Raw genomic sequence first — 26,488 nt, forward strand, 5'->3', positions numbered from 1 at the left:
GAACAAGTGACCACCACCCTTGCCCCACCGCCGATCGACCGGCTGTCGCTGGAGCTCACCGGCCGCTGCCAGCTTTCCTGTTCCCACTGCTACGCCGACTCGGGCCCGGCCGGCGGGCACGGGCCGATGACCGCGGCCGACTGGGCGGAGGTCATCGACGCTGCCGCCGAGCTCGGGGTCCGCCTGGTGTCGATGATCGGCGGTGAGCCGACGTTGCACCCGGCGCTGCCCGAGTTTGTCGGCCGGGCGCTCGACACCGGCATGACGGTGGAGATCTTCACCAATCTGGTCCGGATCCCGGATGGCCTCTGGCCGACACTGACGCGGCCTGGGGTACGGATGTCCACCAGCTACTACACCGCGGGGCGGCGCCGTCGAGGTGCACCGGGGGCGGATGTGGCGGGGCATGGCGGAGCAGCGCCAGTTCCTGCTCGACGCGTCCCGCGGCCGATATGTGCTCTACCTCGACGACGATGTGCTCTGCGAGCCGGCCCTCGTGGACCGGCTGCTCGCCGCCATCCGCATCCTGCGCTGCGGCTTCGTCGGCACCCCACCGCAGGGGCTGAGCCACGTCACGGACGTGCGGCCGCACGAGCAGAAACCCTTCGAGACCGTTACCGACGCCGCGGACGTCCGGCCGGAGCGGGTGCGCAAGGGCACTCCCGGCTGGGAACGCTGGCGGTTGCACAACGCGGCGAACCTCACCCACATCACCGCCGACCTCGCCCGTCGCGGCCGGCTGCCGGCGGGCGGCTGCCACGACCGCACTGAGGCTCCGCCGGTGCAAAAGTCACGGCTAGTGACCTGCGCCGGGTCGACCGGTGCCGCCGTGGGACGCCGTGGGCCGTGGCCCGCAGGCCGCGGGAGACCACGTTGTGCTGGGTGTTTCCGCTTCCGGCGGGCGGCCGCCCCGGCTAGCGTCCAGCGAGTGTGCAGTCGGACCGGCAGACGGGGCATGATCATGGAAGACGGGGCGTGACCATGGACGATGACCCGTTTCTCGACTGCCCACGGACGGATCATGGTCATGGGAGGCGGGCGACATCCCGAAGCGCAGGTGCGGCATGGGCGACGAGTCCGATCGACGGCGGTTCCTCCGGCTGGCGGCGGGGGCATCCCTGCCACCCGGGCTGTTCATGGTCCGGAGCGGGCGAGTGATCCCGAGAGTGATCGCGTCCGAGGACGTCCTGAACCACATCGACGTCCGCATCGAGCAGATCACCGGGGCGTACGAGCGGACTCCGATCGGCGCGACGAGCGTGTACCTACGCCGGCATCTGCCGGCCGTCCGCTCCCTGCTCGCCGAGGGCGGGCACCCGACCGCCGTCGACGCCCGCCTGCACCGCGCCGCCGGCCGCCTGGCCGCCCTGTGGGCCACCACCCGCCACGACCTCGGTGACATCCCCGGGGCGACGGCCGCGTTCGCCGAGGCGTTCGGCCACGCCGAGGAGGCGCGGGACCGGACACTTCAGTGCTGGGTTCGGCTGTGGCAGAGCTCCCTGGCCCGCAAGTCCGGCCGCCTGACCTCCGCCCTCGCGCTGGCCCGCGCCGCCACGTCCCACGTCGGTGCGGGCTCGCCGGCCGCCAGCCGCGCCGCGGCGATAGAGGCCCGTACCCTGGGCGCGCTCGGTGAACGGGCGGGCGTGCACGAAGCGATCAATCGTGCCTGGCGCATCCAGGGGACGCTGAGTCGCGCGCAGTCGGGTAACCCCGGGTTCTCGATCGACACCCTGCACATGCTGACGCTCGCCGAACTGTCCGCGGCAGCGTACGTCGAACTCGGCCAGCCGGACGCGGCATCGGTCTATACCGACGCCTCGGTGCACCATCTCGATGTCGCCGGGGCGACCGGCCTGCGGTCGATGGCGAGGATCGCCGCGGCTACAGCGGCCCTGTACCGCCACCACGTCGACGAGGCTGAAGCGCTCGTCACCGAGGCACTGGACATCTCCGAGCACCGGCCGAACGCCGTGATGGTCACGCGGACCCACCGGTTCCTCGCGGACGCCCGGCGGATCGCCGGGCGGCGCCAGGGCACGAACAACATCGCCGAACGCCTCGACACCTGGACGTTGCCGTCGTTGCCGTCGTTGCCGAGGTAGCCGTCGTTGCCGAGGTAGCCGCCGGTGCCGCCGGCGGTCACCCCGCGCAGGTGTCCTGGTAGGGCAGGCCGGGAATGTGGAAGCTCCACGCCGACCGGTCGAGCCCGCCCTGGGCCTCGTGGCAGGCGTACTCGACGACGCCGTTGCGGCGGAACGCGTCGACCGCGGCGAGCCGCCACAGCCGGACGGTGCCATCGTTGCCGCCGGAGGCCAGCGTCCCGCCGTCCGGGGAAAACGCCAGCGACAGGACGGAGCGGGTGTGCCCGGTCAGCGGCTGCCCGATCTGCCGCGGCGGGGTGACGCTGGTATCCCAGAGCCATACCCTCCGGCCAGATCCGACCGCGGCCAGGACCTGCCCGTGCGGGGAGAAGGCCACGGCCCGGACCGGTCCGGGGTCGGCGAGAAGGATGCTGGGCGGCCGGGGCCGATCCGGGGCGGTGACATCCGCCAGCATGATTGATCCGTCCTGGCCGGTGGCTCTGAGGCGCCCGTCCGGGGAGAACGCATCCCACGGCGTGGGGAGGGCCGCGGCGGCGTTCACACGCCCCCGCAATTGTGGCCGGTCTGGGTCGGTGACGTCCCACCGCAGCACCGTCCCGTCGACGCCGGTCGCGTCGAGGTTCCGGCTGTCCGGCGAGAACGTCACCGACGTGATCCCGCTGTGCTGGCCGGTGAGGGGCGGGTCGATCCGACGATGTTGACCCTCCGTCACATCCCACAGCACGACCGTTGCGTTCGCGCCGCCGACGGCCAGGATGCGTCCATCCGGGGAAAACGCCACCGAGGTGACGGGATCGCCGCGGCTGGCGAGTGGGTTCGGGTCCTCGGCGAGGGTTTGCAGCAGGTTCGCCCGGCTGTCGGCGCCCCTGTCGGCCTTACCGCCGGCCTCACCACTGGCGGCCTCACCACTGGCGGCCTTACCGCCGGCCGCACCACCGGTACCGGGGTCGATGTCCTCGGCGGCGATGGCGAGTCGTAACGCGCGCACCTGGTCCGTCGCCCGCGCGGCGTCGGCGTCGGCGAGCAGGGTGTGAGTGATCAGGGCGTGCCGCGCCCGTTCGGTGGTGCGCTGCGCCCGTTCCGCGGTGCGCTGCGCCTGCCGGGCGGTGAGGGACTGCCAGGTGGCGACCGCGGCCCCGACGACGGTGAAGACGAGGAGCACGGAAAGGACAGCGATGACCTGCTGGCGGCGTTGACGTTCGTGACGTTCCCGGCGGCGGGCCGCCTCGACGCGCGTACGTTCCTGGCGACGGGCTTCCTCGATCCGCTGGTCGCACGCGTCAATGAACCTCCGCCCGGCCGGTTTGAGATGGACCACCGGCTCCTCACCGGCGCGGAAACGCTCATAGGACTGCCACAGCGTCGTGATGGCGGTGGTCAGCCGGTCCTCGTCCCAGAGCGGGCCGTCGTTGTGCTCCCACTCGGCGGCGGCGCGCTCGACCTTGCCCTCACTGAGCAGGGCGGCTTCCCGTTCCCGGATGACGGCATCCAGTGGCTTCCAGGCGGTCAGCAACGCCTCGTGGACGACCCCGACGGCGGTCCCCAGGCTGTCGCTGGGGGTGGACAGCAGCCATTGGTTCACGAAGACCTGGAAGGTTCTCCGCAACGCGTCGGACGGCAGGTCCTTGAGGTCGATGCGTCGGCGGGTCCGCCGACCGGCCTCGTCGAGCGTGGCGAGCTCGGCCATGCCGACCAGGATCTCCTCCCGGCCCAGCCCGCTCGTCTCCACGGCGTCGTCGAGGACGGCGTCGGCGCGGCGGGCCAGCGCCCCCCGCACGCCACCCAGCTCGTGGTACCGGTCCATCGACAGGGTGCCGCCGCGGGTCTGGTCCTTGGCCAGCTCATGGAGCGTGAACGCCAGCAGCGGCAGCGCCTCGCCGTCCTCGGTGTCCGCGACCATCCTGGCGACCAGCTCCGGCTCCACGTGCAGGCCGGCTACCCGGGCCGGCTCGGTGATGACGACCGGCAGCATGTCCCGGGCCAGCGGGCGGAGGGGGAAGACGTGCAGGTTGACCCCGCCCTGTTCGGGGGGGCCGCTCAGTTCGGGCAGGGCGAAGACCTGGTCCTGGAACTCGGAGCGAAGCGCCATGACCACCCGCACGGGACCGGTGACCCCATGCCGCAACAGGGTCGCCAACCGGGCCCGTTCCTCTTCGTCCGATCGGGTGAACAGCTCCTCGCCCTGATCGATGATCAGTAGCAGCAGGCTGTCCCGCACCGGGCCGGAGCCGGCCGTCAGAAGTTCCTCGGCCAGCCCCATCAGGGCCAGGTCGTCCTCCCTGAGCTGCCGGTCGATGTCGGTGACCGCCCACTGCTGGCCGACACGCCTCGCAGCCTGGGTCAGGGTGTGGGCGAGCTTGCGGACCGGGTCCCGGCCCGGCCAGAAGGGGTCGGCCACCTCCCAGCCGGGCTCGCCCGCCAGCTGGGCCGGCAGGCCGGCGGTGACCAGCGACGACTTGCCGCATCCGGAGGCGCCGACCACCAGTAGCAGACGCTGTTCACCGAGGGAGCGTAGCCGGTGGGTGAGTCGCCGCAGCTCGTTGCCGCGCCCGTAGAACACCTTGGCCATGTCCCGGGTGAACGGCCGCAGACCCGGGAACGGGGACCGGTCGTCCGCCCAGCCCAGCCCGCCGCCGGCCTCGACGCGCCGCAGCCCAATGTTCAGGTTGTCGGCCCACCCCGGATTCTCGTGCAGGTGAACGTGCTGCCGGTCCTCCAGAAGCGGGGAGGTGACCGTCGGCTCCACGCGCAGCGGCAGCAGCAGGCTGCCGACCTCGTAGGCGATTCCCAGTTCGTAGGCGCACCACGGGGAGGCGTTGTAGGCGTTGGTGATGACACAGACCACGGCGTCGGCGGCTCGCAGCTCGCGGTGCAACCGATCCTTCCACATGTCGCCGGGCTGGACGCCCACCCGGATGTTCTGAGCGAGGAACACCCGGTGGCCAAGAAGGGTCAGCGTCTGATGCACTCTGTCGGCCAGCTCCGCGTCGGAGCCCGCATGGCTGACGAAGACTCGTGCCACCATCGCCCCCAGGACTCGCCGCATTTGCCGCGCACATTCTCGCGGACATTCTATGCGCCGCTTGTCCTACCTCCGGCAGGCGGCATGGATACTCGTCGGCGCCCGGTCGCAACCGGTCCCGTCGGCGCCCTGGAACGATCCCGCCGCATCGCCGCGAGATATCACCAGAAGGGCCGGGACGGCAACCTCGTCGCGTCGAAAAAATGTACTTTACCCGTTATCAAATTTCCGGTGTACGGAAAGTAAAGGGGGAATGGCTGGATGGTTGTGGCTGCCCCCTTTTGCGCTGTTCCCGTGCCTCCGGCACGTTTCTTACTGCAACGATCACACGATTAACGATCGTACGGTTATTGTGTGGTTATTGCACAGAGATTGCTTGTTTATTGGGGTGGCGTTGAATCGGGTCCGCCGAACGTGGACCGTCCACTGGTTCCCGGGCCCGATGTGGCTCCTCTGGTACGTGGATCGGCGGTGAGGTGGCCTGATCGGCACGGACAGCCGGCCCGGTCCGCGCCGATCGGTTGCGAACCCCGTGCGGGGGGATGGTGGTGTCCGTACCATCCACGCACGCCATTCTCACCGACGATCTGGATCTCACCGACGATCCGGGCGAGTTGGGCGGCGCCAGGGATGTCGTCGAGCTGGGAGGCCTCCGATGATGACCGTCGCACAGTCCCATGTCCGGCTCTCCCGCGCCGCCGGGTGGCGCAGGCCCGACGACGTGGTCGTGGTCGCCCGGCCGACCCGATGGGGCAATCCCTTCGACCAGCGCGAGTGGGGGCGGTCCGCGGCGGTAGAGCTGTACGCGGCGTGGATGACCGGCAGTGGGCCGGATGTCCGGTACGACCGGTCCGGTCGCCGCTACTCGCGGTCGGAGCGGCTCGCCGAGTTGCCCGACCTGGCTGGTAAGCGGTTGGCCTGCTGGTGCCCGCCGGGCGAGCCCTGCCATGCCGACATCCTCGCAGCCCTTGTCGCCGAACGGGTGCGATGAGGGCGACTGTGAAAGCACCGTCCAAACGCCGGGCCGCGTGAAGATTGCCCCGCGATACGACACGTGTCCATCGTGCTGTCGTAGGACGCGTCGGCTTGTCCGGCGGTCCGGTCGCACGCCTGGGACCACTTCATGGCATGCTCGGTTTCGATGGCATGAGGATGTGTCAGCCGTTCGTCCCCCGGGACGGCGGGTCTGGGCACCTTCCGCGGCGTCCATGGGGTATATGGATGGACGCCCGGGCATGTCGTCCCGTAGGCCGGGTCCTCATCGTGGAGGTTTGTTGTGAAGCGTGTCGGAGCGATTGTTCTGTTGGTTGCCCTGGTTGGTGGCGGGTTCCTCTTCCGTCGTCAGCGCGGCAAGCAGGACGCGTAGCCTCGCGTCGTCCCTCGGGTCGCGGGAGATCACCCGACCCGGGCGACTTGTGACGGTCCGCGACGAGCCGGTGTGAACTCGGGGTTGACCCGGAAACGCCGGTGTTGCGGCGGGGTGAGCTGCCCGATGTCCGGGCATGGCCGACCCTAGACTCCGCCTGTGCATCGGTTTGACGCGCAGGCTGCCGACCTCGTCCGCGCGATATGTGACTTTGCCCGCGTCCGGCTCGGATTCGATCCGGTACCGCTGGACGCGCCATTGTCATGGGACGAGTTGGCGGCGGCGGTGGGATCCACGATCACCGCCGAGGGCATCGGTGGCCGTCGCGCTCTCGAGGTGTTCGACGAGGAGCTGTCCCGCGCCTGCATCTCGACGGATCATCCCCGCAATCTCGCCTTCATCCCGGCCGCCCCGACTAAGGCGGCTGTATTGTTCGATCTGGTGGTCGGGGCGTCGTCCATCTACGCGGGCAGCTGGATGGAGGGCGCGGGCGCGGTCTTCGCGGAGAACGAGGCGCTGCGATGGCTGTCGGACCTCGCGGGCTTCCCCGCCTGCGCCGGTGGGCTGTTCGTACCGGGGGGCACCGTCGGCAACCTGTCGGCGCTGGCCGCCGCCCGGCATGCCGCCCGGAGCCGGTTGACCGCCGCCGGTCGGCCGACTCCACCGCGATGGCGGTTCGTCTGTGGGGCCGAAGCGCACTCCTCCCTCTACCAGGCCGCCACGGTGCTCGACACCGAGGTCGTCGTCGTGCCGACGGATGACGCCGGACGACTGACCGGTCCGCTGTTGGCCGAGGCGCTGGACCGGCTCGCCGAGCAGGACGGCGCCCAGGCCGTCGACGGCGTGTTCGCGGTGGTGGCGACCGCAGGGACCACCCAGTTCGGCACCGTCGATGACATCCGCGGGGTGGTGGACGTCTGTCAGGCCCGCGGGCTGTGGGTACATGTGGACGGCGCCTACGGGCTGGCCGCGCTCGCCGCCGCATCGACCCACTCTCTCTTCGACGGGATCGCCGAGACCGACTCGTTCATCGTCGATCCGCACAAGTGGCTGTTCGCGCCGTTCGATGCCTGCGCGCTGGTGTATCGCGATCCGGCGGTGGCCCGGGCGGCGCACGGCCCGCAGCGGGCCGGCTACCTCGAGGTCCTGGATTCGGCGGGGGCCTGGAACCCGTCGGACTACGCCATCGGGCTGTCCCGGCGGGCCCGCGGGCTGCCGTTCTGGTTCTCGCTGGCGACGCATGGCACCTTGGCCTACGGCCGGGCCATCGAGTCCACGCTGGCGACCGCCCGGGCGGCCGCGCTCCAGATCGCCGCGCTGCCTTACGTCGAGCTGGTGCGGGAACCGCAGCTGTCGATCGTGGTGTTCCGTCGGCTGGGTTGGCAGGCCGCGGACTACCAGCGGTGGAGCGAGAACCTGCTGCGGGACGGTTTCGCGTTTGTTCCGCCCACCGTGCACGAGGGCGAGACCGTCGCCCGGTTCGCCATCGTCAACCCGCGGACCACCGTTGACGACATCGGCGCGATCCTCGCCACGATGGCCTGATCCTCGCCGCGATGGGCTCCCTCTCCCCGCCGTCCGGTCTCCCCGCCGGCCCGGTGCCCGGGCTTGATCCTCCGGGACCGCTGTGCGGGCCCGGCCAGCACGCGAAGAGCGAGACGTGCCGCTAGGGCGGTGGAGGTGGGATTTGAACCCACGGAGGGGTTGCCCCCTCACACGCTTTCGAGGCGTGCGCCCTCGGCCACTAGGCGACTCCACCGCGGACTAGCCTACCGGACGTCGCGAGAGTCCGGTTCGCCGGGGTGTGTAGGGGTCCGACGGCGCCGAGGCTGCGGCCCGTCGCCCCGAACCGGGCGAGCGTGGCGGCGGTGTGCCGGCTAGCGCCCCGCCGGGCGCCGGCGCGCGGCGAAGAACTCCGCCAGGAGGGCGCCACACTCGTCGGCGCGGATCCCGGCGACCACTTCGGGTCGATGATTGAGCCGCCGGTCCCGCACCACGTCCCAGAGCGAGCCGACCGCCCCGGCCTTCTCGTCAACCGCGCCGTAGACGAGGCGGTCCACCCGGGCGAGCACGAGGGCCCCCGCGCACATGGTGCAGGGCTCCAGCGTGACCACGAGGGTGGCTCCCGGTAGCCGCCAGGAACCCGTCCGGCGCGCGGCCGCCCGCAGGGCGATCATCTCGGCGTGGGCGGTGGGATCGGCGCCGCGTTCCCGCTCGTTGTGCCCGAGCCCGAGCACCGTGCCGTCCTCGGTCACCACCAGGGCACCCACCGGGACGTCGGCGTGGTCCGGGGCCAGGCGGGCCTCGCGCAGGGCGAGCCCCATCGCCTCGTGGAAGCGGTCCGGTCCGGGCGGACCGCTCAGCCGGGCGGGAGCGCCCGCCCGGGGGTACTCGTCGGGATCGGTCATCCCGGATCAGCGGGCCGGCGGCGCGGGACCGAAGCGGTGGGCTCAGCCACGTGCGTCATCGAGGATCTCCCCCGCCCCGGCCCGTTCGCTGAGCGCGCTGATCACATCGCCTGGCAGCATCCCCTCCTCGCCGATCAGTTCCAACAACGCCTCCGCGGGGGTGCCCAGATCGCCGAGTAGATCGAGATCGCCCACGGGGGCGGCATGGGTGACGGCGGACGCGTCATCCTCGTCGTCCGGGGTGGTCAGCCCCGCCATCGAGGGCAGCGCGTCGGCGAACAGGCGTTCGGCGAGGTCGGAGGTCACCAGGACCCGGCGATCGGAGAGGAAGACCTGCGGATCCGGGTCGTCGGGACACACCCGGACCACCGCGAGGTACTCGTCGTCCTCCTCGAGGAAGGCGACGACGGGGCCATCACCCAGATCCCGCATCATGTCGGTGAGGGCGTCGAGGTCGTCGACGTCGGCCGGGTCGAGATCGTGCACCGACCAGTGGCCGTGTACCCGCGCGATCGCGATTGCCTTCGTGGTCACTGTGCGCCCTCACGTCCCTTCTGCAACCGCGCGGCGGACCCGGGCCGGCCGTGCCGGTCCGGGATGCCCGCCCGGCGCGGCCCCCGGTGGCCAAACCGGCGCACCCGCGCCGACCAGCCGTGTTCCGCCTGTGATTCTCACCTGTGGGGGCGGCCGTGGGTATTCCGGTTCACCCTGTCAGGTGAGTTCTACCGCGATGCCGCGTCGATTCCGCGACGGTGGTCCGGTCGACACCTTCCCCAACGGACTATGGGTAACGCCAGCTCACGTGAGGTAATGTCCGGGCTGGAACAAACCCCCGTCCGGGGGCGCTACCGGGTGGTACCGGGCCGATGACCGGGGACTGGACCGGGATCTATCGGAACAGAAGACGGGGCGGGCTTCGCCGCCCGGTGCCGTCGTGGCACTGTAGAAACCGCGATGACGACATCAATCCCCCGCCGGTTCACCGCCAGGACCCAGGCCGCGCTCGCCGTTGAACGCCTGGCGGCCGAGGCGTCACGCCGGCTCGGCCGTGGTTCCGGCGAGATGATCGGTGGCAAGCTCGCGCTGCGGGTATCCCCGGCGGCGCTCGCCGAGGTCGGCTCCCACCGGATGACCGCCTGCGTGTCGGGCACCAACGGCAAGACCACCACCACGAGGCTGCTTGCCCGGGCCCTGGGCACCCTGGGGCCGGTCAAGTCGAACAGCGGCGGGGCGAACATGGCGCCCGGGGTGCTGGCCGCGCTGTCCCGGCCGCCGTTTGACGCGGCGGCGGCTCTCGAGGTGGACGAGATCTGGCTGCCGAAGGTGGCCAGGGAGATCTCGCCGCGGGTGGTCCTGCTGCTGAACATCAGCCGTGACCAGCTCGACCGGTCCAACGAGACGCGGCGCATCGCCGCCATGTGGCGCGAGCTCGGCTCGGAGCTGCGCGACACGACGGTGGTCGCGAACGTCGATGATCCCCTGGTGGCCTGGGCGGCGGCGGGCTGGCACCGGCAGGTCTGGGTGTCGGCGGGGCAGAACTGGACGGCGGACGCGATGGTCTGCCCGCAGTGCGCCCGGCTGCTACACCGCAACAGCAGCGGCTGGTGGTCCGAGTGCGGGCTGGCCAGGCCCGAGCCGATCGTCGCGGTCACCGGCTCCCGGGAACTACTCTGGTACGGCCGCACCATCGAGGCCCGGCTCGATCTGCCCGGACGGGTGAACCTCGGCAACGCGGCGATGGCCGCCGCCGCGGCCCGGGAGTTCGGCGTCGAGATCGAGGATGCGCTTGCGGCCATGACCGGCCTGGGCGATGTGCAGGGTCGCTATCAGGAGGTGGCGCTCGGCGAGGAGGGCCATCGAGGCCGGCTGCTGCTGGCGAAGAACCCCGCTGGCTGGGTGGAGATGATGGAGCTGTTGGCGGACGCGCCGCCGCGGCCTGTCGTCATCGACTTCAACTCCCAGACCGCTGACGGGCGGGATCCGTCCTGGATCTGGGACGTGCCGTTCGAACGGCTCGCCGGCCGGCAGGTGCTGGTCACCGGGGAGCGCAAGGAGGACATGAGCGTGCGGCTGGCCTATGCGGAGGTGCCGCACAGCGTGTATGCCAGTGCGCGGGACGCGGCCCTGGCCGCCAACGAGAAGGTGGTCGACGTCGTCGCCAACTACACGGCGTTCCGCGATCTGCTGGTGAGGTCCACGCAGTGAGGTTGTGCGCGTGGCTAGGTTGTGCGCGTGGCTAGGTTGTGCACGTGGCTAGGTTGTGCACGTGGCTAGGTTGTGCACGCGGCTAGGTTGTGCACGCAGTGAGGTTGTGCGCGAGATGAGGGGATCCACGCGATGACGGGCGGCTCTGCGACCAGGATCGCGCTGATCTACCCCGAGCTGCTTGGTACCTACGGCGACGGCGGTAACGCGATCGTGCTGTCCCAGCGCCTGCGCTGGCGTGGTTTGCCGGTCGAGGTGGTGAACGTTCCCGCGGGGTCGGCGGTGCCCGAGAGCTGTGATATCTACCTGCTCGGCGGCGGCGAGGACGCACCGCAGGTCCTCGCCGCGGACGGCATCCGGCAGAACCGGGCGATCCGGCGAGCGGTGAGCTCGGGAGCGGCGGTGCTCGCCGTGTGCGCCGGCTACCAGGTGATCGGCGCGACCTTCCCATCCGGTGGGGAGATCCACGAGGGGCTGAATCTCGTCGACGTGGAGACCCGTCGCTCCTTCGGCCCGTCGGACGCGCCGCCGGCGCGTGCGGTCGGGGACATCGTGGTGGAACCGGACGCACGGCTCGGCCTGCCCACCCTGTACGGGTATGAGAATCACGCCGGGCGGACGAGGCGGTTGCCCGGCGCGAGCGGCATCCCGCTCGGTACGGTCCGGCTCGGGATCGGTGACGGTGACGGCGGAACGGACGGCATCGTGGATGGCCGGGTCATCGGCACCTACCTGCACGGGCCGGTGCTCGCGCAGAATCCCGCCCTCGCCGATCTCCTGCTGAGCTGGGTCCATGGTCCGCTGCCGCCGTTGGACGCGCCCCGCGAGGTGGAGGTGCTGCGCCAGGCCCGGCGCCGCGCGTTGGCCGTCACCTGACGCCTCCCCTGGCTTTTTTTGGGGGGACAAGTGGGGGGACAAGGCGGACAGGCCCCGGTCTGACCCCGGTCTTGTCGTCATCTGCTGCCAGGTTTGCGGCGTTTCCCGGCCAGCGGTGTGGTTCGGTTGGACCGTGGTGTCGAATCCCCTCGCCGGATGGTGGGGCAAAAACAAGAGAACCGTGCTCATCGTCGGTGTCGTGATCGTGGTCGTCTGGGGCTACCTCGGGACCCGTGACCGCCCGAAGACCCAGCGGGTCAGCCTGCCCGGCGACTACGCGTCGGCGGGCCGCGAGCTGCTCGTCCAGGCCCCGTCCGATCCCGCCAACCCGCTTCCGCTGGTGTTGATCCTGCACGACGACAACGCGGACGCGAAGTCACTTGACCGGCAGAGTGACGCCGGCAAGCTCGCGAACTCCCGCGACTTCGCGGTGGCCTTCCCGGAAGCCGTGGGCGGCACGTGGCGGATCGACGGACCCGAGGGGGCCGACGTGCGCTATCTGCGCGACGTGGTCCGCTTCGTCTCCACGAAACGGACCAAGGTGGATCCGAACCGGGTCTACGTGTGGGGGATCGGCGAGGGTGCCCGGCTGGCCCTGACCGCCGCCTGCGCCCCGGGTAAGCCGGAGTTCGCCGCGGTCGGCGTCGTCGGGCAGTTCGACCCGGAGCCCGGGCCGACCTGCCAGGACCGTGTCCCGGAGGGCCGGGCCCCGGAGGCCTCCTGGGACCGGAAGGTCAGCGAGACCCTGTGGAAGTTCTCGTCTGGTCACCGGCTGGGGGCCTGACCGCGGCGCCCGCGAGCGGGCCGGGCGGTTTCCGCACCGGGCAGAGACCGAGGGCTGAAGTCCGCCGATGCCGCCGGGAGGGGGGTAGCGGCATCGGCGGACCTGGTCGGCCGGGGCCCGAGGCCCGCCGGCCTTCCCGTGCGGATGGGGGGGGAATCCGAGGGAAGGCCGGCGGAATCGGGGGCCTTCCGGCCGGACGGACGTCAGATGGGGGGGAGATCTGACGTCCGTCCCACCGGAAGGAGGGCCCGTCCGGAGAGCTGGAAAGGAACCACATAGGCGGGTTGTCGGGCGGTGACAGGGCCCGCTTGCTGGTCTGTCCGCGGCTTCGCCGGTGGGTGGGAGTCCCGGGTCCGGCTTCCACGGCTTCGGGTCGGCGCCTGGAGAGGGGCTCGGTAGCCGGCCGCTCGTGGACTGGCAGGGCTCGTGTGGTCCGCGCCCCAGCCGCGAAGGCGATCCACCGGAGCCGGGTGAGCCGTTGCGTCGGCATGAGGGCGGTGCGCCGGCTCCGACCGGCCGCTAGAGGATCCGACCGACGTAGTAGGAGGTGGTATAGATCTTCTTGAGCGACACGACGTCGCCGGTGTGCGGCGCCGCCCACATCATGCCGTCGCCCGCGTAGATGCCGACGTGGTAAATGTTCCCGGGTGTCCCGAAGAAGATCAGGTCGCCGGGCTGTTTGTTGTACTGCGACACCCGGGTGGCGGCGGCGAACTGGGCGTCGGTCGTCCGCGGCACGCTCCTGCCGAGCTGCTTGAAGATGTACTGGATGAGGCCGGAGCAGTCGAACGAGCTCGGGCCCTCCGCACCGTAGACGTAGGGCTTGCCGGCCTGCAGGGAGGCCAGGTAGACGGCCTTCTCCCCGAGGGAGCTCGACGGGACCGGAACCGACGCCTGGTCCGCGGCGTCCCCTGTCGTGAGGAGATCCGACCAGGCGGCGTTGCGGACGAGCCGGGGGGTGGGCGCCGGCCGTACGCGCAGGGTGGCGTCGTTCGCCGAGCGGGCGGACTGCAGGGCGTCCGTGCCGTCGAAGACCGCGGTGACATTCGTGGTGGTGAGCACCCGGGCCGTGTAGGAGGCGTAGCCCTGGGCGTTGGTGTAAAGGTGCTTGAAGGTGGCCCACCCGGTGGGGAGCTTCACCTGCACCTTGACCAGCTGGTTCGCCAGCGGTTCGTGGGTCTGCTCGTTGTAGAGCGAGAAGCCGATGTCGATCGGCTGGTCCGCGCTGACGCTCACGTCGGGGTTGGTCACCCGGAGACCGACCTGAACCTTGCCGGCCAGGGGCGGGGCGTCGACACCGCCCGTCGAGCCGAGCAGGGAGGTGGAGCCGTGGGTGCTGACCGCCGCGGCGGCGATGCTGCCCCCCAGGGCGGCCTGGGAGCCGATCTGCGCGGCGAGGGTGATCGGAGCGGTGTTCGGCTGCTCGTCCTTCGCGGCGTCGGCGTTGATGTCGGTGGCGCAGCCGGCGAGAGCCACTCCGGAGACCGCGACGGTCCCGGTGGTCACGGCGGCGAAGGCGCGGGCCCGGGCCCGGCTGCGGGCGGCCGGGGGCGCGGAGGGTGCGCGGTGACGGCCGCGACCGGCGCCTCGCGTTTCTTCGTCGAGCTGCACGCTTTGCGCGGACAACGGTGTATTCCTTCCCGTGCGCCTGCGAAGTGAGCTGTCGGGTTCGGGCTGGGCTGCCCGGCTCTCGCGTGACCTTCACGCGTCGAGCTTCACCCCTAGGTCGACACCGCGGATCGGCGCCGGCCGGTGGAGGTGGGTCCCCCGCTCCTGCCCCTGATGACGACTCGGAGGGGACACCGGGGCCGGGGGCAGGACTCGGCGTTCGGCCCGGTGTTGTCGTGACGTCGGCGTGAGACTAGTCCACTTGGATGGGGTGGGTAAACACTAGTCCTTCCCAACTACAGCGAGTGCGCGTTGAAGTTCCCGTCGCGCGGCGTCGGCGGCCCGCGCGGTCGGCCGGGCTGACCGGGCGGCCCTAAGGCCCTTCGCGCCCCGTTTGTCCTGCTGGTTTTTCGTTGCGTGTGGGGTCCGCGGCGGCGGCCGGTCCGGGTGAGAGGCGGGCGGGCGGGTAGCCCTCCCGCGGCCCGTGGGCGATTTTGACTACTTAAAGTAGTCGACGGGTGAGGCCGGGTGTGCACCCCCCTCAGCGGGACCGGGAGCCGCGGCGGGTGAGGAATCCCGCCGCATCGAGCACTTGGAGCTCGACCGCGAGCTCGTGGACCTCACGGGGCAGCGAGCGGTGGTGCGCCAGCGCCTCGACCGCGGCGCGGGCGTGGTCGGCGAGCTCGTCGAGGGCGTGCTGGCGCTGGCGCATCCGAGCCCGCTCCTCCTGGATGGTCCGGACCGTGTCCTCCTGCCACCGGCGGGTCCGGATGAGATGCTCGCTGGCGTCGGCGGCCTGCCGCTCGGCATCCTCCAGCCGGTTGAGGAGCGCGTCGAGGGCCTCCAGCCGGCCGGCGAGCTCCGCGATGAGATCGCCCCGATCGGGCAGGATGGCCGTTTTACGACTCTTGGGGTCAGGCGAGGTCATGGAGTCCCCCGAGGGGTGGGGGGTCGGCGGGGACCGCGCCGAGCGGCTGGCGCGAGACCCGGTTGCTCCGACACGGTTGGTAACGGTAACCGACGTGGCGGGCCAGGGGTAACCCATCGTACGGATACGTCGCGTCAGCCAACTTATAGTAAAAAGGGACTATGGATCTGCCGTCATTGTCGTGGTCTATGCGCGCATAGCATGCAGGTCGGTGTCAGAGCCAGCCGTTGCGCTTGAACGCACGGTAGAGAAACAGACAGATCGTCGTAATGACGGCCAGGACGGCCGGGTAGCCCCACGTCTGACGAAGCTCCGGCATGTGGTCGAAGTTCATGCCGTAGATCCCGGCGACGGCGGTCGGGACGGCGCCGATCGCCACCCAGGCACTGATCCGTCGCATGTCCTCGTTCTGCGCGATCGTCACCTGCGTCAGCGTCGCCTGGAGCACGGAGGAAAGCAGCTCGTCGAAGTGAGCTATTCGCTCGCTGACCTGCTCGAGGTGGTCGGCGACGTCCCGGAAGTAACGGCGCATCGCCACGTCGACCATCGTGGGGGCGTCCATGGTGAGGGTACGCAACGGGCCCGCGAGCGGCAGCACCGCGTGCTTGAGCTCCAGAAGCTCGCGTTTCATCTGGTAGGCGCTTTCCGTCGACGGCTTCTGATCCCGGTGGAAGACGCCCGTCTCGATCTGGTCGACGTCGGCCTGGATGCTTTCCACGGTGCGGACGTAGTCGTCCACAATGCTGTCGCAGATGGCGTGCAGCACGGCCGTCGGGCCGTGCCGGAGCATCTCCGGGTTGGCCTCCAGCCGGCCGCGCAGCTTCGTCATCTCCCCGTGCCTGCCGTGCCGCACGGTCACGACGAAGTCCTCGCCGAGGAAGATCATGATTTCGCCGGTGGTGACTACCTCGGAGGTGCCCGTTACCTGGGTGTGCTCCACGTAACTGGTCGTCTTGAGCACCATGAACAGGTGGTTCTCGTATTGCTCGAGCTTGGGGCGCTGGTGGCCGGTGACCGCGTCCTCCACCGCGAGCTTGTCCAGCCTGTACTCCTCGGCGATCGCGGTGAGCTGCTCGTAGCTCGGCTCGAACAGGCCGAGCCAGGCGAACCCGTTGCGTTCGGACCGCGCCAACCGCAGCGCGTCGGCCTGGTCGATGTCCATGGTGACCCGCCGGCCATGGCTGTACACGCCGCAGGCCATGACGCGCCCGTCCGGTGTCCGCGGTAGCTCGGAGCGGGGCGCCCCGCGTCGTTTGCGACCCACCCGGACCAGGGAGACCGGACGGGTCAGCGCGCCGGCGAGCTTATGGGCGTTGGCCGACGCCTGCTCCAGGGCGTCCCCCAGCACCTCCCGAACGGGATGCTGGCTGCCGTGGTCGCCGCCGTCCGGGCGCGCGCCATCAACGTCGCGTCCCCGGGTCTCGCGTACCGTCTCGTCGCGTACCCTTTCGCCCGGCACCGCGTCGTCCCGCATCACTGCCTTCTTCCCTGCCGCCGATCCATGTCCAGGTCCACCTGTCGGCATCTCCCACGCCCTTCCCCGCTGGTGAACCTTCATGGTGACAAGTCGGTGCCGGCCGTCCGGAGGCGATCCGGGCTTCACCGTGGACGCGGATGCCTGGCAACTGTGCCGGCGTGGTGTGGCACGAAGGGTGAGATACACGTCCGGCGCATGGGATACGTCACAGGGAGGATCGAGTGATCGGGATCGAGGTACGCACGCTTCGGGTGTTCGCCGACGAGACGGGCGCCGGCGGCAGCCTGCTCGCCGTGGTGCTGGATGCCGCGAAGCTGCTGCCCGACGCGCGGGAGCGGTCCGTCGTCGCGCGCCGACTGGGCTGCCCCGCCACGGTCTTCGTCGACGACCCGGAGTTGGCGGAGCTGGCCACCTTTACGCCCACCGGGGAGCTGCCCATGGCGGGGCACGCCTTGGTGGGGTCGGCCTGGCTGTTGGGTCGGCTGCTCGGTGGCCATCCGGAGATCCTCCGCCCGGCCGGCGGCGAGGCGGTCAGCTGGCAGGAGCAGGGCCGGGTCTGGGTCCGCGGCGCCCTGGCCGCCGTGCCCTGCTGGTGGCATGAGATGCTCGCGGACCCGGGCCAGGTCGACGCGCTCGACCTGCCCCGTCCACCCGCCGAGGACCTGACCCAGCTCTGGGCGTGGGAGGATGAGCCGGGCGGGGTCGTGCGGGCCCGGGCCTTCGCCAGCAGGCACGGCGTCACCGAGGACGAGGCCTGCGGGTCGGCTTCCATGCGACTGGCCGCGATGCTCGGGCGGCGGCTCACCATCCGGCACGGCGCCGGTTCGATTGTGCTCGCGCAGCCGGGTCCGCCCGGCCACGCCGATGTCGGCGGCCTGGTGGTCGAGGACGAGACGAGGTTCCTCGCCGATCTCGACGAGTTCCTCGCCCGGTGACGGTGCCGTTCGGCGCGGCCACGGCCGGACACCAGGGGGACCAAGCCTGAGAGTGTAGGTGCCGAGCGAGGCGACTGGCACCCTTTGTGGGTACCGGGTTACGGCTGCGTGGTGGCTGCCGAGATGCGGACCGGGTCGGATAGGCGTAGCTTTGGATCCCGGTAGCTCTCCGCTGGGTATCCGCCCATGGGCTGCGAGGTGGTCATGGCCGAGACGTTGGTGACCTTGGTGGAGGCCGCGCATCAGGATGCCGTCCGTCTGATCGAGCTCTCGCGCGACGTCGGTGCCCACGGTGACGTGGATGGTCCGTCGACCGACCCGCGGCAGGCGCTGCGCGCCAGCGACGCGGCCGTGGCCGCCGTCTCCGCGCACCTGAGCGCGATGGAGTCGGTGGTCTACCCGGAGATGGCCCGCCGGGTCGTGGGCGGCCGGGCGCGGGTGGCGGACCTGGGCCGCTTGGCGCGGCGCTGCTCCTCGGTGATGCGCGGCATTGAACAGTACGTCCAGGGGGACCTCAACCGGCCCGCGGAGCCGGTCGCGAACCTGCGCCGGGATCTGGCCGCGTTGATGGTCGAACATGCGACGCTGGAGGACGAACTTCTGCGTGAGCTGATGGCCGAGCTGTCCGACGACGAGCGCCGGGATCTCCTCGACCGCTTCTCCGACGCGATGCGCCACGCTCCGACCCGACCGCATCCGCACCTTCTGCACAGCAGGCTGTTCGGTGGAAGCCTGGCGGCCCGCCTGACGGGCTACTGGGATCACCTGCTCGACGTGATGGACGCCCGGGAGGTGCCCGGCGCGCCGAGGCGGGCCCCGGTGCCCGCCGGGCTGTGGGGCTGGTACCTGCTGGGCCGTCCCACGGCGCCGGCTGCGGGTGAGACCCCGTCAGGGAAGGAAGGCGCGCAGGGCGACACCACCGCTGGTAGCCACAACGTCACTGGTGGCCACATCGCCGCTCATTGATCCGTCCTTGCGACTGCCGTCGTTTCCGTAGGCCCACCATGTCTTCCTGAGCCCGGTCTTCCGGAGCCCGTCGCGCTCTGTCTTCCTGACGGTCTTCCTGGCCGCGGTCCACTCCGGTTCGGCGTTCCGATGCGCACGGGCGCCGTGGTCGTGCCATGCTTCGAGTCCGGGTTGGGCCGGTATGGCCTCGTGTCGTGCAATGCCGAGGAGATGTGTCAGGAACCGAGGGCACCGCGATGCGGGCGCCGAACGCTGATCCCGTAAAAGTGATCTGGCCGGTGCTGTTGGTCGAGGATGATGATGCCGACGCCTATCTGGTGTCCGAGCTCCTCGACGAGGTCTCCGCTCCGGTCGAGCTGACCCGGGTGCGCACGGTGGCCGAAGCCGCCCGTCGCAGCGAGCACGTCGCGTGCGTGCTGCTGGATCTCGGGCTGCCGGACAGCGAGGGCCTGTCGGCGCTACGCCGGTTGCTCACGGTCGAGGCGGGAGCGCCGGTCGTGGTGCTCACCGGTCTGGTTGACGAGTACCGGGGGGCGCAGGCGGTCGCCGCGGGCGCGCAGGACTATCTCGTCAAGGGTCAGGTCGACGGGCGGGACCTGGTCCGGGCCGTCCGGTACGCGATTGAGCGCAAGCGGGCCGACACCGCCGCGCAGGCGCTGCGGGAGTCGGAGCTGCTGGCGGACGAGCGGGCCCGCCTCGAACGCGGCCTGTTACCCCGGCCACTCATCGACGACGGCCGGTTGCATCACGACGCCCGGTACCGCCCCGGCCGGCAGCAGTCCCTGCTCGGCGGGGACTTCTACGACATGGTGTCCACCGCGGACGGCACGCTCCACGTCCTGCTCGGCGACGTCTGCGGGCACGGCCCGGACGAGGCGGCGCTCGGGGTGAGCCTGCGGATCGCGTGGCGCACGTTGGTCCTCGCCGGTGTTCCGGAACCCGACCGGCTCGGGTATCTCCAACGCGTGCTGGTGAGCGAGCGGGAACAGGATGAGATCTTCGCGACGGTGTGCACCCTCGCGATCGCTCCCGACCGGACCTCGGCGCGGATGCGGCTGGCCGGTCATCCGCCGCCGGCGCTGTTGCATCCGCGGCTGTCGGCGCTGCCGGGCGACGTCGTCGGTCCGGCTCTTGGCATCGTCGACGACGACCTCTCCGAGGAGGTGCGGATCGAGCTCGGGCCGCACTGGGCGCTCCTGCTCGCCACGGACGGCCTGCTGGAGGGGCGGGAGGGACCGGGCGGGGAACCGCTGGGCTGGGAGGGCGTGCTGCCCGAGATCGCCAAACTCTGGCCCGCCGACGACCCCGACGGGCTGCTCGACAACCTGATCGACCGGGTGGAGGCGCGCAATGGCGGCCCGCTGACCGACGACGTCGCGCTCCTGCTGCTGATCTGGGGTGCCGGCTGATGCCGGAGCGCACCCACCCGAACGTCACCCACCCGAACGTCACCGACGGGGGAGCGGGCGACGCGGGGCCGAGCGGAGCGGTGGAGCGCGGCCGGGTCGGGTCCGTCTGGCGCCTGCGCCGTCGACTCGAGGTGACCTACGCGGTGGCGGCGATGGTGCTGATGATCGTCGCTGGTCTCGTCGTCTCGTCGTTGGTCCGGCTTGATGACGCCCTCCACACGCGCAGCGACGTCCTCGCCCCGGCTCTGCTGAGCTCCACCGAACTGGTCTCCAGCCTGGTCGACCAGGAGACCGGGATGCGGGGCTACCTGCTTCAGGGCAGCGAGGACTTCCTGGAGCCCTACAACGAAGGGCGCAGGGCCGAGCGCACGCTGCTCGCGGACCTGCACCGACGGCTCGTGGAGCGCCCCGACCTGCTGGCGAGGCTCGCCGTGCTGGAGGACCGGATCCGGGCCTGGCACGGCGACTACGCCGATCCGGCCATCAACGCGGTGCGGGTGGGCGGTCCCGCGGCGGCCCGCCTGTTGTCACCGGAGTTCGGCAAGACCCGCTTCGAGGCGGTCCGCGCCGCGGCCGGGGACCTCGAGGCGGACCTGCGGGCCAGGGAAGTCCGGGCCCGCCAGCACGTCACGGCGGCGCTCCGTTTCCTGATCTTCGCGCTGGTGACCGGCGCGGCCGTCATGGCCGTACTCCTGGCGGTCATCGCGCGGGCGCTACGGTCCTGGGTCACCCGCCCGCTCGAGCGGGTGAGCGACGATGCGCGAACCGTCGCCTCCGGACATCTCGATCACGTGGTCGAGCCGACCGGTCCCCCGGACATCGCCTCGCTCGCCGCCGACGTGGAGTCGATGCGACGCCAGCTGATCGGGGAGCTCGGGGTCGCGCGGGCGGCGCGGTCCGCGGTGGAGGCGCAGGCCGAGGCGCTGCGGCGCTCCAATCGTGACCTGGAACAGTTCGCCTATGTCGCCTCGCACGACCTGCAGGAGCCGCTGCGGAAGGTGGCGAGTTTCTGCCAGCTCCTGGAGCGACGCTACGGTGACAGGCTCGACGAGCGGGGCAGCCAGTACATCGCTTTCGCGGTGGACGGCGCGAAGCGGATGCAGCAGCTCATCAACGATCTGCTGGCCTTCTCCCGGGTGGGGCGGACTACTGACGGTTTCGTCGATGTGTCCCTGGGGGAGATCTTCGACCGGGCGGTGGGAGCGCTGTCCATCGCGATCGAGAGCGCCCGGGCCGAGGTCACCGCGGATGATCTGCCGGTCGTGCGCGGGGACCCCGTCCTGCTCACCCAGCTGTTCGCGAACCTGATCGGGAACGCGCTGAAGTTCCGGGCCGAGACGGTTCCCGCCGTGCATGTCGGTGTCGTCGACCGGGCGGACGAGTGGGAGCTGTACTGCGCCGACAACGGGATCGGAATCGATCCGGAGTACGCCGAGAAGATTTTCGTGATCTTCCAGCGGCTGCACGGCCGGGATGTCTACGAGGGCACGGGCATCGGGCTGGCGTTGTGTCGCAAGATCGTCGAGTTCCACGGCGGCCGGATCTGGCTGGACGGCGCGGTGAAGGACGGAACCACCTTCCGGTTCACTTTCCCTAACCGGAGACTTCTAACGGCCAGAGACCCGCCGTGAGTCGCCTCATCGCCTAGAGTGCCGCACATGATGGGGTCAGGAGCGGTTCTCACCCGGCCAGGGGCCCGTGCGCAGCGGCGGGAGCTCGCGGACCTGCTGGCCGAGCGTGGCCCGGCGGCGTCCACCCTCTGCGCCGGATGGACGAACCATGATCTGGTGGCGCACCTGGTCACCCGCGAGCGGGTGCCGTGGGCCGCTCCCGGGCTCATCGTCGGTCGGCTGCACGGCATCACGGAGCGGGCCGAGCGGGCCACCATGCGGGCCCACACCTTTCCCGAGTTGGTCGAGACGTTCCGTGCCGGGCCGCCGTGGTGGCAGCCGACCCGCATCGGCCTGATCGACGATGCCATGAACCTGGTCGAGTTCTTCGTGCACGCCGAGGACATCCGCCGCGCCGCCCCTGGCTGGGAGCCTCGCGAGCTTGACACCAGAAGCCGTGACGCGATGTGGACCGCTCTGCTGCTGATCGGGTTCGCCGGGTTCCGGCGAGCCGGCCTGGGTGTCGTGGCGGAGCGTACGGACGCTCCTGGCCGGCGCGCCTTGCACGGCGGCGAGCCGGTGGTGGAGATCGTCGGGCCACCTGAGGAGATCGTGCTGTACGCGTTCGGGCGGGGCCAGGTCGCCCGGGTCGAGCTGCGCGGTTCCGACGCCGACATCGAGCGGTTCCGCGCGGCTCCCACCGGTCCCTAGCTCCCGGCGGCTGCGATCCGGTCGGAGCCGTGCCGCTATCGGGGCGGGGCGTTACCAGAGCAAGGCGCTACCAGAGCGAGGCGTAGGTGGCCGCGCCAGCGGGATGCTCTGTCGGGTTCACCAGGGAGGAGTGCACGTTCCCGGGTGACGAATCGCTGAAGTACGTCTCGTAGGCGAGGATGTCGCGGTTCGCGGCGAACGTCTGGTACATGTTGCGGATGTACACCGGGTTGTCGCCGCCGGCCTGGCCGGCGCGGCCCGCCCCGGTATCACTCTTCCCGACGAGTCCCCATTCTGGGACCGAGAACTGCTTGCCGTGCTGGCGGGCGAACGCGATCGTCGAGCAGAGCCCGGCTTCGGCGTGACACTGACTGGCGAAGGCAGCGTCGTCCGTGCTCGCCGGCCATTGGTCGTAGCTGTCGATGCCGATGATGTCGACGTACTGGTCACCGGGGTAGACGGCCCAGGCTCCGCTGCTGTGCGCATTCAGCGCCCAGTCGATGCGGGCCTGCGGATCCGTCGAGCGGATCGCGCTGACAACCTGGCGGAAGCAGTTCACCCAGGTGGTGGGGTTGGTCTTGGAGACCGACCACGGGAACCAGTCGCCGTTGAACTCCCAGGCGAGCCGGATGACGCTCGCCGGGCGGCCCTTCGCCACCAGCCACCGGCCGAAGTCCGCCCAGTGGCCGTTGTAGGCGCCGCTCGCGCAGGAGTTCATGTCCCCACCGCCCGTGGGGTAGAAGGACTGCGAGATGACCCAGGTGCCGGCGAAGGTCGAGAACTTCTCCGGGCCCGAGCCGAGCCACGGGTTCGTCATGGTCTGCCAGCTCGACCTGTCGGTGAAGGTGAGCACGACGTTGACCGGCGAGCCGCGGAAGCTCTCCCAGGCCCGCACCTGCGTCATCGTCCCCGCGGCGACGCCGCTCATGCCGCCGGGCACCGAACCGCCCCCACCACCGACGGGGATAACGGGCACTTGTACCGCAGGCTTCGTGACCCGGGCCGCGGCGCCGGGGGTCGTCGGCCTGGCGGTGGTCCGTGGGGCCGTACCGGCCGGGGTGCCCGCGGGCACCGGGGCGGGCGACGGCGAGCCGACGGTCGCGCGGGAGTTTCCGCCGGTCGTGCCCGCCGAGGCGCTGCCCGCCGAGGCGCTGCCCGCCGAGAGGCTGGGTTGCACCCGGAGGTCATCGCCGTGTCGGGGCTTCCCGTGCTGGATGGCGGTGGCCTCGACTGTCGCCGAGCCCTCGCCCCCGGTGTCGCGTTCGGGGACGAGGGTCCACCCGACTACGGCGGCGACCAGAGCCATCACGCCTAGCGACGCGATCCAGGCAGGGTGACGCGGACGGCGGCGCCCGCGCCGGGAACCGGATCGGACTCTCGGCGGGCTGGGATTGCCCTCCGCTCGGTGCTTCACCGCGGGTATCCCTCCGTGCGTGGCAGTGTCGTCAGGACCCCCCGGGTCCCGGCTTCGGCATCGAAGCGGATGACCTCCATGTCGCACAGCAGCCTGAGACGGACCGGACCGGCCTCCGGTCGCCCCCTCGACGCCGGCTGCCGTGTCTAGATAGTTCGGACGAGACACTACACCGACGTGCTAGGCCGACTTGTCGGAACTCGGGGGTTTCGGGCGGTGAGGCTCTCGGGTGGCGTGGAGCCCGGTTGGTCGGCACGCCGGTTGGTCGACACGCTGGCTGTGCCACAATGTGCGCGCGCGGAGCCTGGGATGTGCCTGGTGGTCAACCCACCTCGCGTCACGGATTCCGCGCACGGGTCGGGGATCACGCGCCGGTGGAGTGTCCGCGGTGCCTGGTCGAGCGCCCCGGGGGTTATGCGGCCAGGCGCGGTGGCGGGGCCGTTCACCGGCTCGCCCGCCACGACGACAACAGGAGAGCACCCAATGTCCCAGCCACCCGAGTACCCTCCCGCCGGCGGTCACGGTCAAGGGGGTTATGACCAGGGCGGCTACGGCCAGGGTGGTTACGGTGGCCAGGGCGGTTATGACCAGGGCGGTTACGGCCAGGGTGGTTACGGTGGCCAGGGCGGTTATGACCAGGGCGGCTACGGCCCTCCACCGCCCGGCTATGGACCCCCGCCCGGTGGGTACGGCGCGCCGCAGGGCTACGGTGCCCCGCTGGGATACGGCGGCCCGGGTGGGTTCGGCCCACCTCCGCCCTACAACCAGCCGATCCCGACCTACCTGTGGCAGTCGATCGTGGTCACCCTGCTGTGCTGTCTGCCCGCCGGTGTGGTGGCAATCGTCTATGCCACCAAGGTGCAGAGCCGCCAGCAGATCGGCGACATCAACGGCGCGCTGGACGCCTCCAAGAAGGCCAGGATGTGGTGCATCATCTCGGCCATCTCGATCATCGTGGTGTTCCTGGTCATCCTCGTCATCGGCTTGGCCGGCGGCTTCGAGACCGATTCCAGCACGTCGTATTCGACGCTCCCACCCGCTCGCACCTGAAGGAGCGTGGCCTGACCGAGAGTCAGGCTCTCGTCGTAACGGCCGTCGGCTTGGCTCGCTTGTCGGCTCGTCAGCCGATGGAGCTCCCGCCGCAGAGCCCCGCCATCACCGAGAGAGACGCGAGGAAGAGGAGGCCGAACACGAGTCCGGCCAGGCACCAGGCCAGGCTGCGACGCGATGCCCGGCGCGCCCCGGCGACGTCGTGGGCAAGGAGTCGATTCGACGCGCGCGAGGAGTTGATGATCCCCATCACGCCGAGCGGTGCGCACAGGAATGTCGTCAGGATCGCGAGAGCCAGGTAATTGCCGACCTTTGGCGTCGCCTCGGTCCCCGGCCGCTGCCGCGTCCGCGCGTGCCGTGGTGTCTGCGCGTGCCGTGGTGTCTGCGCGTGCCGCCGGAGCGTCTGGTGGGGTTCGGCGGGTCGGTGGGCCTGTGTTCCGGGCCAGCCCGGATGGGGGCCGGTGTCGTTGTGTCGATTCCGTGGGTAGCCGGTCGAGTAGTGATGTCCGCTCGAGTAGTAGTGACCGCCGGTGTCCCCTGGCCCAGGCCACCGCACGTTGTGCGTGTTCCACCGCAATGGTTCGGTCGGAGGCGGGCGGAACTCCTCCTCCCAGCGGCTGCGGGGCCGATCGGTCCTCGGGCGACGCTGGGTGGTGCCGGTGGTGCCGGTGGTGCCGGTGGTGCCGGTGGTGCCGGTGGTGCGGGATGACGGGTCGCTGATGCGTGAGCCCGACCGCGGGCCGGTGTCGGCCGCGGTCCAGGGATCCCAGCGGGCACCGGTGTCCGTCCGGCAACCGGCGTTCGTGCGGGCGCCGGTATTCGTCCGGCCGGTGTGGTTCGTCGATCCCGGGCCGCCCGCGTCCGGTGTCGGGGACGAGGGCGACCCGGTGAGGCGGGCGTCGTACTCGTCCCGCCACCTGTCGAGGATTTCGTGGGACACGGTGAGGAGCTGCATCGTGCGCATGGACTGTGCGTCCCGGCTGGCGGGATTGTCGGGGTGATGAGCCCGGACGCGGGCCCGGTACGCCCGGCGGATCTCCGCCCGGTCGGCGGTGCGCGCTACCCCGAGCACGGCGTAGGCGTCGACGCCACCGAGTTCGCGAACCAGCCGGTTGAGCGGGGTCAACGTCCGATCCGCTTGACGACGTCGCCGCGGTTCCGATCGGAAGGCACCATGCGAACCGCCATTCCCCGTCGTCGGCCGGGCGCCATCAGCGGTGATGATAGGCGATCCGTCCGCCATCAGTCCGCCATTCGTCTGCCTTCGGCAGATTCGTGCTGTCAGGCCGTGACGTCCCGGCGGGCCAGGCTCACCGCCCCGACCACCGCCGCACCGGCGGCATACAGACCTCCGACCAGCAGCGCCGACCCGTAGCCGCAATGCCACTTCCACTAAGTCGATCAAGCTGCTACCTGGGGTTTCGTGGGGTTGGCGAGCCTGATCGTGGGCGGGGCGTGGTGGCGGAGGCCGCGCTGGCCGGGTTTCTTGACCGGATACTGGTTGTGGCGCGCCCGGCGGACGACGCGGGGGTAGGTGCGTTCGCGGCGGGTGTTGAGCCGGGTCGGTCGGGTGATGTCGGTGGCGGTCTCACCCTGAGTGCGTGCCCGCTGGTCAGG

General features: G+C 70.8%; 22 protein-coding genes, 1 tRNA gene, 1 pseudogene and 1 riboswitch. Of the genes and pseudogenes, 14 read left to right on the plus strand and 10 right to left on the minus strand.

Annotation, left to right across the window (positions count from 1 at the left end; genetic code table 11):
- Positions 1–6: 6 nt before the first annotated feature.
- The 3 genes and pseudogenes from BMG523DRAFT_RS26300 to BMG523DRAFT_RS06175 form a co-directional block, all read left to right on the plus strand.
- Positions 7–240 (plus strand): annotated as a pseudogene (locus tag BMG523DRAFT_RS26300) (radical SAM protein); the annotation flags it as partial.
- A gap of 154 nt (positions 241–394) precedes the next feature.
- Positions 395–979: a glycosyltransferase gene (locus BMG523DRAFT_RS24255; RefSeq protein ID WP_011434740.1), complete on the plus strand. Its 585-nt coding sequence runs from the start codon at positions 395–397 to the stop codon at positions 977–979.
- 85 nt (positions 980–1,064) lie between these two features.
- Positions 1,065–2,102, plus strand: a complete 1,038-nt coding sequence (locus BMG523DRAFT_RS06175; protein WP_023840116.1) for a hypothetical protein — start codon at positions 1,065–1,067, stop codon at positions 2,100–2,102.
- A 37-nt stretch (positions 2,103–2,139) separates the two neighbouring features.
- Here BMG523DRAFT_RS06175 and BMG523DRAFT_RS06180 read toward each other — a convergent pair whose 3' ends face one another.
- Complete coding sequence (locus tag BMG523DRAFT_RS06180; RefSeq protein ID WP_232234977.1) at positions 2,140–5,148, minus strand: TIR domain-containing protein; 3,009 nt, start codon at positions 5,146–5,148, stop codon at positions 2,140–2,142.
- A 631-nt stretch (positions 5,149–5,779) separates the two neighbouring features.
- Here BMG523DRAFT_RS06180 and BMG523DRAFT_RS06185 point away from each other — a divergent pair.
- Together BMG523DRAFT_RS06185 and BMG523DRAFT_RS06190 are read left to right on the plus strand one after the other, a co-directional pair.
- Positions 5,780–6,115 (plus strand): DUF4326 domain-containing protein, encoded by a 336-nt coding sequence (locus BMG523DRAFT_RS06185; protein ID WP_023840114.1) that lies wholly within the window; start codon positions 5,780–5,782, stop codon positions 6,113–6,115.
- Positions 6,116–6,649: 534 nt separating this feature from the next.
- Entirely contained in the window at positions 6,650–8,035 is a 1,386-nt protein-coding gene (locus tag BMG523DRAFT_RS06190; protein WP_011434745.1) for a pyridoxal-dependent decarboxylase, read from the plus strand.
- Positions 8,036–8,162: 127 nt separating this feature from the next.
- Here BMG523DRAFT_RS06190 and BMG523DRAFT_RS06195 read toward each other — a convergent pair.
- The 3 genes from BMG523DRAFT_RS06195 to BMG523DRAFT_RS06205 form a co-directional block, all read right to left on the minus strand.
- Positions 8,163–8,249 (minus strand) — tRNA-Ser (locus BMG523DRAFT_RS06195).
- 118 nt (positions 8,250–8,367) lie between these two features.
- Positions 8,368–8,814 carry a tRNA adenosine(34) deaminase TadA gene (gene tadA, locus BMG523DRAFT_RS06200; RefSeq protein WP_035909245.1) on the minus strand — a complete coding sequence of 149 codons (447 nt, stop codon included), beginning with the start codon at positions 8,812–8,814 and terminating at the stop codon, positions 8,368–8,370.
- 126 nt (positions 8,815–8,940) lie between these two features.
- Positions 8,941–9,432 (minus strand): tRNA adenosine deaminase-associated protein, encoded by a 492-nt coding sequence (locus tag BMG523DRAFT_RS06205; protein WP_011434747.1) that lies wholly within the window; start codon positions 9,430–9,432, stop codon positions 8,941–8,943.
- A gap of 420 nt (positions 9,433–9,852) precedes the next feature.
- On the opposite strand from BMG523DRAFT_RS06205, the gene BMG523DRAFT_RS06210 reads away from it, so the two are divergent.
- From BMG523DRAFT_RS06210 to BMG523DRAFT_RS06220, 3 genes are all read left to right on the plus strand, one after another.
- Entirely contained in the window at positions 9,853–11,103 is a 1,251-nt protein-coding gene (locus BMG523DRAFT_RS06210) for a MurT ligase domain-containing protein (RefSeq protein WP_011434748.1), read from the plus strand.
- A gap of 132 nt (positions 11,104–11,235) precedes the next feature.
- Positions 11,236–11,979, plus strand: coding sequence for a type 1 glutamine amidotransferase (locus tag BMG523DRAFT_RS06215; protein WP_011434749.1), 744 nt, complete (start codon positions 11,236–11,238; stop codon positions 11,977–11,979).
- 181 nt (positions 11,980–12,160) lie between these two features.
- Positions 12,161–12,763, plus strand: coding sequence for a PHB depolymerase family esterase (locus BMG523DRAFT_RS06220; RefSeq protein ID WP_308726838.1), 603 nt, complete (start codon positions 12,161–12,163; stop codon positions 12,761–12,763).
- A 519-nt stretch (positions 12,764–13,282) separates the two neighbouring features.
- On the opposite strand, the gene BMG523DRAFT_RS06225 is transcribed toward BMG523DRAFT_RS06220, so the two are convergent.
- The 3 genes from BMG523DRAFT_RS06225 to corA form a co-directional block, all read right to left on the minus strand.
- The gene (locus BMG523DRAFT_RS06225; RefSeq protein ID WP_011434751.1) at positions 13,283–14,389 is read right to left on the minus strand and encodes a C40 family peptidase; all 1,107 of its coding nucleotides are present in this window, start codon (positions 14,387–14,389) and stop codon (positions 13,283–13,285) included.
- A gap of 5 nt (positions 14,390–14,394) precedes the next feature.
- Positions 14,395–14,561, minus strand: a riboswitch (cyclic di-AMP (ydaO/yuaA leader).
- Between the two features lie 351 nt (positions 14,562–14,912).
- Positions 14,913–15,299, minus strand: coding sequence for a hypothetical protein (locus BMG523DRAFT_RS06230; protein WP_011434752.1), 387 nt, complete (start codon positions 15,297–15,299; stop codon positions 14,913–14,915).
- A gap of 214 nt (positions 15,300–15,513) precedes the next feature.
- The gene (gene corA / locus BMG523DRAFT_RS06235) at positions 15,514–16,773 is read right to left on the minus strand and encodes a magnesium/cobalt transporter CorA (RefSeq protein WP_023840111.1); all 1,260 of its coding nucleotides are present in this window, start codon (positions 16,771–16,773) and stop codon (positions 15,514–15,516) included.
- A gap of 224 nt (positions 16,774–16,997) precedes the next feature.
- Between corA and BMG523DRAFT_RS06240 the strand changes: the two genes are divergently transcribed.
- The 5 genes from BMG523DRAFT_RS06240 (at position 16,998) to BMG523DRAFT_RS06260 (ending at position 22,407) form a co-directional block, all read left to right on the plus strand.
- Positions 16,998–17,711, plus strand: a complete 714-nt coding sequence (locus BMG523DRAFT_RS06240) for a PhzF family phenazine biosynthesis protein (RefSeq protein WP_011434754.1) — start codon at positions 16,998–17,000, stop codon at positions 17,709–17,711.
- Between the two features lie 204 nt (positions 17,712–17,915).
- Complete coding sequence (locus BMG523DRAFT_RS06245) at positions 17,916–18,677, plus strand: hemerythrin domain-containing protein (protein ID WP_108913358.1); 762 nt, start codon at positions 17,916–17,918, stop codon at positions 18,675–18,677.
- 236 nt (positions 18,678–18,913) lie between these two features.
- Entirely contained in the window at positions 18,914–20,086 is a 1,173-nt protein-coding gene (locus BMG523DRAFT_RS06250; RefSeq protein ID WP_011434756.1) for a PP2C family protein-serine/threonine phosphatase, read from the plus strand.
- On the plus strand, positions 20,086–21,717 hold the full coding sequence (locus tag BMG523DRAFT_RS06255) for a CHASE3 domain-containing protein (RefSeq protein ID WP_011434757.1): 1,632 nt from the start codon (positions 20,086–20,088) through the stop codon (positions 21,715–21,717). The genes BMG523DRAFT_RS06250 and BMG523DRAFT_RS06255 overlap by 1 nt, the downstream gene beginning before the upstream one ends.
- Before the next feature lie 30 nt (positions 21,718–21,747).
- Positions 21,748–22,407 carry a TIGR03085 family metal-binding protein gene (locus tag BMG523DRAFT_RS06260; protein ID WP_035909253.1) on the plus strand — a complete coding sequence of 220 codons (660 nt, stop codon included), beginning with the start codon at positions 21,748–21,750 and terminating at the stop codon, positions 22,405–22,407.
- Between the two features lie 67 nt (positions 22,408–22,474).
- Here the strand turns inward: BMG523DRAFT_RS06260 and BMG523DRAFT_RS06265 are convergent, their stop codons facing one another.
- On the minus strand, positions 22,475–23,821 hold the full coding sequence (locus BMG523DRAFT_RS06265; protein WP_043590617.1) for a glycoside hydrolase family 26 protein: 1,347 nt from the start codon (positions 23,819–23,821) through the stop codon (positions 22,475–22,477).
- 483 nt (positions 23,822–24,304) lie between these two features.
- Between BMG523DRAFT_RS06265 and BMG523DRAFT_RS06270 the strand changes: the two genes are divergently transcribed.
- Positions 24,305–24,871 carry a CD225/dispanin family protein gene (locus tag BMG523DRAFT_RS06270; RefSeq protein ID WP_011434760.1) on the plus strand — a complete coding sequence of 189 codons (567 nt, stop codon included), beginning with the start codon at positions 24,305–24,307 and terminating at the stop codon, positions 24,869–24,871.
- Between the two features lie 70 nt (positions 24,872–24,941).
- On the opposite strand, the gene BMG523DRAFT_RS06275 is transcribed toward BMG523DRAFT_RS06270, so the two are convergent.
- Together BMG523DRAFT_RS06275 and BMG523DRAFT_RS06280 are read right to left on the minus strand one after the other, a co-directional pair.
- Entirely contained in the window at positions 24,942–25,997 is a 1,056-nt protein-coding gene (locus BMG523DRAFT_RS06275) for a CD225/dispanin family protein (RefSeq protein WP_051623785.1), read from the minus strand.
- Positions 25,998–26,272: 275 nt separating this feature from the next.
- Positions 26,273–26,488 (minus strand): hypothetical protein (locus BMG523DRAFT_RS06280; RefSeq protein WP_043590619.1); only part of this gene is annotated, 216 nt, incomplete at its 5' end.

The organism is Frankia sp. BMG5.23 (assembly GCF_000685765.2).
Classification (GTDB): domain Bacteria; phylum Actinomycetota; class Actinomycetes; order Frankiales; family Frankiaceae; genus Frankia; species Frankia casuarinae.